The 9,192-nt window shown below is 71.7% G+C and carries 13 protein-coding genes; 5 read left to right on the forward strand and 8 right to left on the reverse strand.

The genetic code is table 11. The features are described from left to right. A partial coding sequence (locus BLW78_RS30425) for a transglutaminase-like cysteine peptidase (protein WP_091683537.1) occupies positions 1 to 459 on the forward strand: 459 nt, incomplete at its 5' end. 7 nt (positions 460 to 466) lie between these two features. On the opposite strand, the gene BLW78_RS30430 is transcribed toward BLW78_RS30425, so the two are convergent. Then, positions 467 to 724, reverse strand: coding sequence for a hypothetical protein (locus BLW78_RS30430; RefSeq protein ID WP_012320711.1), 258 nt, complete (start codon positions 722 to 724; stop codon positions 467 to 469). Positions 725 to 1,043: 319 nt separating this feature from the next. On the opposite strand from BLW78_RS30430, the gene BLW78_RS30435 reads away from it, so the two are divergent. Beyond that, a complete protein-coding gene (locus tag BLW78_RS30435; protein ID WP_026605326.1) occupies positions 1,044 to 1,751 on the forward strand; it encodes a transglutaminase-like cysteine peptidase in 708 nt (235 codons plus the stop codon). Positions 1,752 to 1,757: 6 nt separating this feature from the next. On the opposite strand, the gene BLW78_RS30440 is transcribed toward BLW78_RS30435, so the two are convergent. The 7 genes from BLW78_RS30440 to BLW78_RS30470 all read right to left on the reverse strand — a co-directional run bounded on the left by BLW78_RS30440 (position 1,758) and on the right by BLW78_RS30470 (position 7,370). Beyond that, the gene (locus BLW78_RS30440; protein ID WP_020095662.1) at positions 1,758 to 2,087 is read right to left on the reverse strand and encodes a DUF6949 family protein; all 330 of its coding nucleotides are present in this window, start codon (positions 2,085 to 2,087) and stop codon (positions 1,758 to 1,760) included. A 146-nt stretch (positions 2,088 to 2,233) separates the two neighbouring features. Continuing rightward, the gene (locus BLW78_RS30445; RefSeq protein WP_007565940.1) at positions 2,234 to 2,449 is read right to left on the reverse strand and encodes a DUF3126 family protein; all 216 of its coding nucleotides are present in this window, start codon (positions 2,447 to 2,449) and stop codon (positions 2,234 to 2,236) included. A gap of 91 nt (positions 2,450 to 2,540) precedes the next feature. After that, positions 2,541 to 3,392, reverse strand: coding sequence for a serine O-acetyltransferase (cysE, locus tag BLW78_RS30450; protein WP_091684043.1), 852 nt, complete (start codon positions 3,390 to 3,392; stop codon positions 2,541 to 2,543). A gap of 226 nt (positions 3,393 to 3,618) precedes the next feature. Further along, a complete protein-coding gene (locus BLW78_RS30455) occupies positions 3,619 to 4,500 on the reverse strand; it encodes a helix-turn-helix transcriptional regulator (RefSeq protein WP_020095664.1) in 882 nt (293 codons plus the stop codon). 343 nt (positions 4,501 to 4,843) lie between these two features. Next, positions 4,844 to 5,809, reverse strand: coding sequence for a lytic transglycosylase domain-containing protein (locus BLW78_RS30460; RefSeq protein ID WP_091684045.1), 966 nt, complete (start codon positions 5,807 to 5,809; stop codon positions 4,844 to 4,846). 168 nt (positions 5,810 to 5,977) lie between these two features. Continuing rightward, the gene (locus tag BLW78_RS30465; protein WP_091684047.1) at positions 5,978 to 6,799 is read right to left on the reverse strand and encodes a Cof-type HAD-IIB family hydrolase; all 822 of its coding nucleotides are present in this window, start codon (positions 6,797 to 6,799) and stop codon (positions 5,978 to 5,980) included. A gap of 4 nt (positions 6,800 to 6,803) precedes the next feature. Further along, positions 6,804 to 7,370, reverse strand: coding sequence for a gluconokinase (locus BLW78_RS30470; protein WP_091684053.1), 567 nt, complete (start codon positions 7,368 to 7,370; stop codon positions 6,804 to 6,806). Positions 7,371 to 7,544: 174 nt separating this feature from the next. Here BLW78_RS30470 and BLW78_RS30475 point away from each other — a divergent pair, with 174 nt between their 5' ends. The 3 genes from BLW78_RS30475 to BLW78_RS30485 form a co-directional block, all read left to right on the forward strand. Next, positions 7,545 to 7,841 (forward strand): DUF3072 domain-containing protein, encoded by a 297-nt coding sequence (locus BLW78_RS30475; protein WP_091684049.1) that lies wholly within the window; start codon positions 7,545 to 7,547, stop codon positions 7,839 to 7,841. A gap of 181 nt (positions 7,842 to 8,022) precedes the next feature. Beyond that, on the forward strand, positions 8,023 to 8,271 hold the full coding sequence (locus BLW78_RS30480; protein ID WP_091684051.1) for a Flp family type IVb pilin: 249 nt from the start codon (positions 8,023 to 8,025) through the stop codon (positions 8,269 to 8,271). Positions 8,272 to 8,532: 261 nt separating this feature from the next. Further along, positions 8,533 to 9,192, forward strand: a 660-nt coding sequence (locus BLW78_RS30485; RefSeq protein ID WP_139307804.1) for a polysaccharide biosynthesis/export family protein, incomplete at its 3' end; no start/stop codon positions are given.

Raw genomic sequence — 9,192 nt, forward strand, 5'->3', positions numbered from 1 at the left:
TACGCGGCGGAGTGCGCGCTGGACCGGGGCGAGCCGGCCCGGATCAGCCTGACGCCGGCGACCTGGGCGACGATCGTGTCGGTGAACCGGCGGGTCAACAAGGCGATCGAGCCGATGACCGACCAGGACCACCTGCACGTGGCCGACCGCTGGGACCTGGCCGAGGACGGCATCGGCGACTGCGAGGACTTCCAGCTGCTCAAGCGCCACATGCTGGCCGAGGCCGGCCTGCCGCGGCGGGCGATGCGCATGACCGTGGTGATCGACGAGAAGGGCGAGGGCCACGCCGTGCTGACCCTGATCACCGACCGGGGCGACCTGGTGCTCGACAACAAGACCAGCGCGATCCTGCCCTGGCACAAGACCGGCTACGTGTTCATCAAGCGCGAGAGCCAGGACGCCGTCGCCTGGGTCTCCCTCGGCGGCGTCACCTCCCCGGTCACCACCGCAAACCGGTGAAGCGGCCTCAGGCCGCCCGGCTCAGCGACGGCTGGGCGAGGCTCGCCACGTAGGACTCCACCCGGCCGATGAAGGCCGCGAGATGCGGGGCGACGCCCCGGAGACTGGCGAGATCCCGGACCAGGATGTCCCGCGACAGCGCCCTGTCGCCCTCGCTCGGCGCGTCGGCGAGGTAGGAATCGACCGCGTGCTCCGCGATATTGATCGCGCCGGCCCGACCATCTTCGGCGAGCGCTCTGATCACCTGCTGGATGGCGGGCTGCATGGCGGGTCCTTTCCTGGGGTGCGGCCCCGTCGGCGACGGGCTGGCCGGCTTCACGCGTCTCGATCGAGCCCGCCGCGAATCCCCCGTGCGAGCCGTGCTGAGAAGCCGGCAAAGCTGACCTGAATCAAGGCCTTCCGAGAAGGCGCAGAGCGGCTATTCACTCAGTGCATACGGTTTCGGCCAGCCCCGCGGATGCAACACTCTCTTAAATCGGAACCGATACGGCTGCCCGCGCGTTAGCTGCCTCGCCCTGACCCATTGTGCGTCGCACGTGGCCGTGTCACCCTTCCGTCATCATCGGGCGGCGGGGGCTTGAACCATGCGGCACGCGGATGGCGGTATCTCGTGTCAGGTCTTCGGCCCGCTCCGTTGGCGCGGGTGGACGCACGCGGCGTGCCGCGCGCGGCAGGCGGCGAGTTTCGCCCTGCTCGGCACGATCCTCGCGATGGGCGGCGCCACGACTCACGCCCACGCGCGGCTGGTCCTGCCGGATCAGGTGACCGCCGCCGAACCGACCGGGCCGGTGCGGGCGATCGCGGGCTGGACGGATTTCTGCGCCCGCACGCCTCAGGAATGCACGGTCGACACGGCCGAGCCGGCCGAGATTTCCCTGACCGTGGCGGTGTGGCGGACCCTGCAGAGCGTCAACCGCCGCGTGAACGCGCGCATCCGGCCGATCACCGATCAGGCGCACTGGGGCGTCGTCGACCGCTGGGACTTCCCCGATGACGGGTTCGGCGATTGCGAGGATTACCAACTGCTGAAGCGGCGGATGCTGGTGGAGCGCGGCCTGCCGCGGCGCGCCCTGCTGATGACCGTGGTGATCGACGAGACCAACGAGGGCCACGCGGTGCTGACGGTCCGGACCGACCGCGGCGACTTCATCCTCGACAACAAGACCGACGCGATCCGCTCCTGGCGCCGCACCGGCTACAACTTCATCAAGCGGGCCGGCCAGGACGGCGCGGCCTGGGTGTCCCTGGAGGGCAAGGACGGGACCGCGCAGGTGGCCACCGCCGAGCCCTGAACCCGGTCAGGCGCCGACCAGCATCGCGGCGAGGTCGAGGGCGACGCGGCCGGAGAGCAGGCTCCAGCCGCACGCGATGACCGTCGCCAGCATCACGAACGGGATCGGGCGCCCCTCGATCCGCCGGCCGCGCACCGTGTTGCGCAGGATGATGAACGGCGCCGAGAAGGCCAGCATCGGCAGGGCGGCGACCGCCGGCAGACCACCGCGCTCCAGCAGGCTGAAGCTCGCCCGCCGCGCCGCGAACAGCTCGAAGGCGCTGGCGATCAGGCCGGACAGCGCCAGTCCGATGCAGAGGGTCCGGATCGACTCGAGGGCGACGGGCGTGAGGACCATTATTCGCGCTCCTGATACAGGTTGCGCGCACTGTACTCACGCCGTTTACCGGTTGTTAAGCACGAGTCTTCGTTAGCGTTAATCCGTGCACAGGTGCGGCCGGCGGGACCCGTTCCGAGACGCGGGTCCGGCCGGGGCGCGGGGCCTCAGGCCTCTTCCTCGAGATCGATGTCGAGGATCGCCATCCGGAAGACGAAGGAATCGTCGCCGTCCTCCTTGTCGTCGGCGATCACGCCGATCGACTCCTCGCCGATGAACACCTCGGCGGAGTCGCCGGTCTTCATCGCGGTGAGGCGGATATTGTTGTTCGCGAACTTGCGGCGCAGATAGTCCTGAAGCTTCGCGGTCTCGGCTTTGGTCACGCTGGTCGATCTCCCCTGGCGGCGCTGGCGCCGCGGATGGGCCGAGGGCTTGCCACGCCGCGGGCGGAGCGGCAAGCGCGACGGCCCCGGGTCAGATCCCGTCGCCCAGGTGGATGAACTGATCGAGGGCGACGAGTTGGTCCATCGCCCGGGCCGGATCGTCGCAGCCGGCGGTGCCGACCACGCGCGCCGGCACGCCGACGACCGTCGTGTTCGGCGGTACCGGCCGCAGCACCACCGAGCCCGCCGCCACCCGGGCGCAGGCCCCGACCTCGATGTTGCCCAGGATCTTGGCGCCGGCGCCGATCATCACGCCGCGGCGGATCTTGGGGTGGCGGTCGCCGCGCTGCTTGCCGGTGCCGCCCAGGGTCACGGCGTGGAGGATCGACACGTCGTCCTCGATCACCGCGGTCGACCCGACCACGAGGCCGGTGGCGTGGTCGAGGAAGACGCCCCGACCGATCCGCGCCGCCGGATGGATGTCGCACTGGAACACCTCCGAGACCCGGCTCTGGAGGTAGAGGGCGAGGTCGCGCCGACCGCGGTTCCAGACATGGTGGGCGAGGCGGTAGGCCTGCAGGGCGTGGAAGCCCTTGAAGTACAGGACCGGTTCGAGGGCCCGGAGCGTCGCCGGATCCCGGTCGATCACCGCGCCGATATCGGCGCGGAACGCCTGGCCGATTTCGGGATCGACCGTGATCGCCTCGTGGAAGGCGTGGGCGACGAGTTCGGCCGGGAGCGACGGGTGCCCGAGCCGCGCCGCGACCCGGTGGGAGACCGCGCCTTCCAGCGTGGTGTGGTTCAGGATGGTGGCGACGATGAAGGAGGCGAGCTGCGGCTCGGTCCGCAGGACATCCTCCGCCTCGTCCCGCAACCGCGACCAGACCGGGTCGACGACCGCGAGGTCATGCGATGGGTGAGTGAAGGCAGGACTGGCGCTCATAGTCGGATGCTCATGTCCGGGACTTCGCAGGGTCTGCCGGTCGCGCGTGGGGCGGGGCCGGTCCAGCGCCCGCTCGAGCGGGGTGGTTGTCCCGCCCGGAGAGACGGCAGCGGCGGCGACGGACCGCGGGTACTGCCCTAGCGTGGTGCGCTGCACCGCGGCGATCAAGGGCCGGCGCGGCCCGGGGGTCGCATCGGTCGCATGGCTGTCAGCGAACGCGGGCGGGTCAGTCCGCCAGCGGCACGCCCTGCCCGAACCGCGCCTCGATCGCCGCCGTCAGGCGGTCCAGCATCGTCTGGACAGGGATGTTGGAGGTGTCCACCGTCGCCGGGGCCCGGGCGTAGAGCGGCTCGCGGCTCGCCAGCACGGCGCGCAGCTCCTGCATCGCGGAGGCGTGGTCGCCCGTCGTGGCGAGGTGTCCCTGCTCGCGGACGCGGCTCATATGCTCCTCCGGCCGGGCGCGCAGCCAGATGGTGTAGAACGCCTGGAGGAGCAGATCGTAGGTCAGCGGTTCCGCGACGATGCCGCCGCTCGTCGCGAGGATCAGCGGCCCGGGATGCTCGGTCAGGCGCCGCAAGGCCGCCTGCTCGAGCCGGCGGTAGCCTTCCTGGCCGTAGATCGCGAAGATCTCCTGGACCGAGAGGGCGTTCTCCCGCTCGATCTCGGCGTTGAGCTCCACGAAGGTCCAGCCGAGGCGCTCGGCCGCGAGCTTGCCGAGGGTCGACTTGCCGGCGCCGCGCAGTCCGGTCAGCGCCACGCGCGGCCGGTTGCTCGATTCGGGCCGGCTGCCGCCGGACAGGGCCTCCTTGGCGGCGACGATCTGGGCCGGGCTCGCCTGGGCGAGGAGGTCGCGCACCACCGGCCAGTCGGGCAGCGCGTCGTTGCCGGTGATCAGGTCGTCCAGCCGCACACCCATGGCGTTCGCCACCCGCCGCAGCAGGATGATCGAGACGTTGCCCTGGCCGCCCTCCAGCTGCGCGATGTAGCGCTCGGACAGGCCCGAGGTCTGCGACAGAACCTTGCGCGACAGCCCGCGCACGGTGCGCGCGTGCCTGACGCGTCGCCCGAGGTCCGTGAGAAAGAGAGATTCCTGTTCCACGCCGGTCATGGCGCCGTCCGCTTTCCTGCCAGCTCGAAAGCAGAGTCCGTGCCCTGCATGCCTGCCGCTTCGAGATCCATCGCGCTTTGGCGTTCCGCCAGACAGGAAGCTGCCTGAGAACGTGCGCGCGTAGACCGGCGTTTCCTGCCCTGAGATCCGTCGTGCGCCACCCGCGTACGGCCGCTGTCTCGCGGCGCCGGTCCGTACCGTAACGATCCAACCACGTTGCTGGCGTGGCGCCTATGTGTTGCGGATCGACCCGATGGTCAAGCCTTGGGCATGATCCTTGTGTGGGCAGAAGGCCCGGCCGGGCGGGCGATCGGCGGTCTGCACCCGCGCCGGAGAGGGCGCGCTACTCGACCGGCAGGGCCGTGGCCTCGCGCACCGGCGCGGCGGCCGGAGCGCGCCGCGGCGTCGCGGCGGCGAGCATCTGGAGCGACGGACGGCGCGGCGGCAGCGGCACCTCGACCGCCTCGACCGCCGCCTCGGTGGCCGGTGCCGAAGCGGCCGCGGGGGTCATCGGGGTGGCGGCCGCCGCGGGCTGCGGCGAAAGCCGGAGTTCCGCCATCTGCGCCGGCGAGGCCTCCGCGCTCCCGAGGGCGGTGGGTCGGCGCGGCGGCAGCGGCACCTCCACGGAGGGAACCGAGGCGGCCTGCGGGGCGGCCGGGGTCGCGCCCGCGGCCGGGTCGATGGACAGGCTGGCGAGTTCGACCGCGGCGCCGGCCAGGGCGGCGGGCCGGCGCGGCGGCAGCGGCACCTCGACGGTCTCGGTCGGAACCTCGGCCACGGCGGCGGCCGTCGGCGCGTAGGCCAGGGCGGCGGCCGCGGGGTTGGGTTTGGAGTCGGCGACGCCGCCGCCGAACAGGCTCGCGAGGGCGCTGGCCGAAGCCGCCACGGGGGCGACCACCGAGGCGACCTCGTTGGAGATGCCCTGGCGCTTGGCGGCGTAGTAGTAGCCGCGGTTGTAGTACTGGTAGGCCTGGGCGACGTTGCCCTTGGCCGTGCGGTAGGCGCCCGCCAGATAGGCCACGCCGTAGCGCAGGTTGGTCTCCGGATCGTACAGGCCGGCGGCGTCGCCGGTGTAGCCCATGCCGCGCGCGGTCGCGTGCTTGATCTGCATGAGACCCAGGGCGCTGCCGCCCTTCGCCCGCGGATTGTAGTTGCTCTCGCGCTTGACCACGGCGTGCACGAAGCTCGCCGGAACGCCGTTCGCCTTCGCCTGCTGCTCGATCAACGCGTCGATATTGTCGCGCGCGCCCTGCCCGAAGGCGGCGGCGGGCGCGACCGCGAGGACGGCGGCCAGGATGAGGCGATGCATTCCGAGACCCGGTGCTGCTTGTTCTGTAGTCAAGCTAGGTCACGGGGAAATGAGGCCGGAAAGCGGCCCCCGTTCGGCAGCCTGTGGGCGGCCGGGGCGACGGGCGTGCTTGTGATCCGCGCGCCACAGGGCGGCGCGCGGACGCGGTCGGCCGATCTGGGGAGCCGGTCAGGGAAGGATGAAGCGCTCGACCGCGCGGGGGAACCCATCGGCGTCGTTGCTGTCCGTGACCGCGCTCGCGGCCGCCTGGACGCTCGCCTCGGCATTGCCCATCGCCACGGAGTAGCCGCTCTGCGCGAACATCGGGCGATCGTTCCCGGCATCGCCGAACGTGGCGATCCGCTCGCGCGGGATGGCGAGATGCGCGCTCATCCAGGCGACGAAGCGACCCTTGTCGAGATCGGGCGGCGTCACGTCGAGATAGTACTTCTGCGAGCGGTGGACGGTGGCCCGGCCGGCCAGCGCCGCCGCGATTCGCGTCTCGCAGGCCGCGAGATGGGCGTGGTCGCGGCTGACGCCGACGATCTTGGCGGCCGTACCCATGAGCGTTCCGAGATCCGGCACGACCCGGGGCTCCGCGTCGATCGTGCGGCGCTCCAAGTCAGTGTAGGGACCGTCCGGGTCGCGCAGGCACCACGCGCCGTCAGCGAAGACCCAGACGTCCAGCCCCTCGGCCAGGAGTCGGTCGAGGGCCGCCCGGGCCGCCTGCTCCGGGATGGTCCGCTCCTCGATGATCGACAGGTCCGGCCGGACGACGCTCGCGCCGTTGAAGGCTCCCATCGGCAGGTCGAGGCCGAGCTCCGCCACGAGGCTCCGCAGCCCGATCGGCGGCCGCGCCGAGGCGATGCTGAAGCCGATCCCGGCCGCGCGCAGGCGGCGCACGGCCGCCACCGTCGCCGCCGTCAGGCGCTTGTCCCCGGTGACCAGGGTGCCGTCGACGTCCGAGATCACCAGGGCGATCCCCGCGGCCTTGCCGGTTCCTGCAGTCATCGCGTCACTCCCCACCCGGATCCCGGCGCGCCGCGGTGGCGAGTTCCGCCACGACCCGGTCGGCAATCGCCTCGGGCGGCTCGAGGATCCCGAGGGTAATCGGGTGCTCGTCGGGGCCCGGGACCTCGAGGGTGGCGAACTGGCTGTCCAGGAGATGCGGCGACATGAAATGACCCTGGCGCTCCGCGAGACGCCGCGCGATCAGGGCCTTGTCGCCGTCGAGGTAGACGATGCGGACCCGCCGGCTGCCCCGGGTGAGGACGTCCCGGTACGCGCGCCGGAGCGCCGAGCAGACCACCACCCCGGACTCGCCGGCGTCGAGGCGCTGCTGGATCCAGGTCGCGATCCGGGCGAGCCACGGCGCGCGGTCCGCGTCGTCGAGGGCGTGGCCAGCGTGCATCTTCGCCACGTGCTCCGGCGCGTGGAAGCTGTCGCCGTCCACGAAGATCCAGCCGAGCTTCTCGGCGATCAGCGCCGCCACGGTGCTCTTCCCGGACCCCGAGACGCCCATGACCACGAGCACCTGAGCGGTCGTCCCGGCATCGAATGGCGAGTCTGATTGGGGCGTCATCCGGACCACCGTGGCTCCGAGGCGCGCCGGGGCGCCGCGCGTCACGATCATGCGGAGCGCGCGCGCGGAAGGGAAGATCGCCGCGCCCGACGTTGCCGCCGTGTCGGCAGGAACCGTCGCGGCGCGGGCCGCGTTGACGACTCGGAACGCGAACATTTAGGGAACATGAGTCGCATGGCTACCACCACCGCGAAGGCGACGTCGAAGGCCGATCGGGATTCCGGAGCGCGCCAGGATGCGCGCCAGAACGCGCCGGAGAACCCCAAGACCGACCCGAAGGACGTGTCGAACCAGATCAAGGATCCGGACCAGTGGACCACCGGCGGCGAGCCGATGACCGGCGCGCAGGCCTCCTACCTGAAGACGCTCTCCGAGGAGGCGAAGGAGCCGAAGGCGTTCGATCCCGACCTCGACAAGGCCGAGGCCTCCAAGCGGATCGACGACCTGCGCCACAAGGCCGGCCACGCCTGAGCCGTCGCGGGCGCGCCCTCGCCGGGCGCGCCCGCCGCGCGGGACGGTGCATATCCCGCCCGGAATCAGCCCGATGCCCTGTTTCGGACACTTCGTTAAGCCGGCGGCAAGCGCGGGCCGGTAACAGCCTTCCGAGCGCGTGGGGCCACGCGGACGGCGGGACGGGAAGGCGCGTTCGACCATGGATGAGCCGGGCGGCGACGGGGCGGGGCGGCGCGCGGTGCGATCCCGGGCGGCGACCGCCCTGACGGATCGGATCCCTGTCGCGGCCGCGCGCTTCGCCCGCGACCTCCGCGGATCCACCGCGACCGAGTACGCCCTGCTCGGGGGCCTGATCTTCCTCGTCGCGGTCGGCAGCATCCGCTACTACGTGTCCCGCGTCAGCGCCGTCTACGGCGACATCACCGCGGCGGTGACCCAGGGGCAGTGAGCGGATCGCGTCGGGGCCGTGCGGCCCTGGAGTCGATGGGCCGACCCGTTACCGTCGACAGCGCTCGGATTTGTGTCCCGATATTTCAGCAGCGCGCGCTGCGCCCGGCATTCGTCGTCCCTGTGCCCCGAAAAAGCTGTGCTTAACGAGGATGACTTAGCAGTCTCGGTCGTGGCGGGCGGAGTGTGGCTCACCCGCTACGGACACCTGGGCCGCTATGGGCTAGGCACGGGCTCGGCAATACCGATGGGCAACATCTGGATGCGCAAACTTCCCCTCGTCCTGCTCGCCGTCACGGCGATGTCGGGCTGCACGTACCTGCCCGCGGCGGGTCCGACGGCGAGCGCGATCCAGGCCGGGGCCGAGGTCGCCACGGCCGACGGCGGGATCCTTGCCCGCTACGAGATCATCGACGTCACCCCCTCCGTGGTCGAGGCCCTGCGCGGCCGCCCCCTCGACAGCCTGCTCGCCTCCTTCGGCGACCATCGCCCCTCCTCCGAGCCGGTCATCGGCATCGGCGACATGGTCTCGGTCTCCATCTGGGAAGCCGGATCCGGCGGCCTGTTCTCCGGACCCCTCGTCGCCGACCGCTTCTCCGCCGGATCCAAGTCCGCCCTCATCCCCGAGCAGCCCGTCGGGCGCGACGGCGCCATCTCGGTGCCCTATGCCGGCCGCATCAAGGTCGCCGGCCGCCGCACCCAGGACGTCCAGGCGCTCATCGAGAACGAACTCGCCGGCAAGGCCATCCAGCCCCAGGTGCTGGTCTCGGTCACCCGCCCGATCTCCCAGGCCGTCACCGTCACCGGCGAGGGCGCCGCCGGCGCTCGCCTGCCGCTCTCGGGCCACGGCGACCGCATCCTCGACGTCATCGCCGCCGCCGGCGGCAACCGCGCGCCGGTCAACGAGACCTTCGTGCGGCTC

Source organism: Methylobacterium sp. 275MFSha3.1 (assembly GCF_900108435.1).
Taxonomy (GTDB): domain Bacteria; phylum Pseudomonadota; class Alphaproteobacteria; order Rhizobiales; family Beijerinckiaceae; genus Methylobacterium.

What these genes read in the sequence shown, in the direction of transcription:
- cysE (WP_091684043.1), bottom strand. Translation starts at nt 3,392, where the DNA reads ATGAGCGCCAGTCCTGCCTTCACTCACCCATCGCATGACCTCGCGGTC.
- BLW78_RS30470 (WP_091684053.1), bottom strand. Translation starts at nt 7,370, where the DNA reads ATGACGCCCCAATCAGACTCGCCATTCGATGCCGGGACGACCGCTCAG.
- BLW78_RS30440 (WP_020095662.1), bottom strand. Translation starts at nt 2,087, where the DNA reads ATGGTCCTCACGCCCGTCGCCCTCGAGTCGATCCGGACCCTCTGCATC.
- BLW78_RS30435 (WP_026605326.1), top strand. Translation starts at nt 1,044, where the DNA reads ATGCGGCACGCGGATGGCGGTATCTCGTGTCAGGTCTTCGGCCCGCTC.
- BLW78_RS30430 (WP_012320711.1), bottom strand. Translation starts at nt 724, where the DNA reads ATGCAGCCCGCCATCCAGCAGGTGATCAGAGCGCTCGCCGAAGATGGT.
- BLW78_RS30455 (WP_020095664.1), bottom strand. Translation starts at nt 4,500, where the DNA reads ATGACCGGCGTGGAACAGGAATCTCTCTTTCTCACGGACCTCGGGCGA.
- BLW78_RS30480 (WP_091684051.1), top strand. Translation starts at nt 8,023, where the DNA reads ATGGATGAGCCGGGCGGCGACGGGGCGGGGCGGCGCGCGGTGCGATCC.
- BLW78_RS30475 (WP_091684049.1), top strand. Translation starts at nt 7,545, where the DNA reads ATGGCTACCACCACCGCGAAGGCGACGTCGAAGGCCGATCGGGATTCC.
- BLW78_RS30465 (WP_091684047.1), bottom strand. Translation starts at nt 6,799, where the DNA reads ATGACTGCAGGAACCGGCAAGGCCGCGGGGATCGCCCTGGTGATCTCG.
- BLW78_RS30460 (WP_091684045.1), bottom strand. Translation starts at nt 5,809, where the DNA reads ATGCATCGCCTCATCCTGGCCGCCGTCCTCGCGGTCGCGCCCGCCGCC.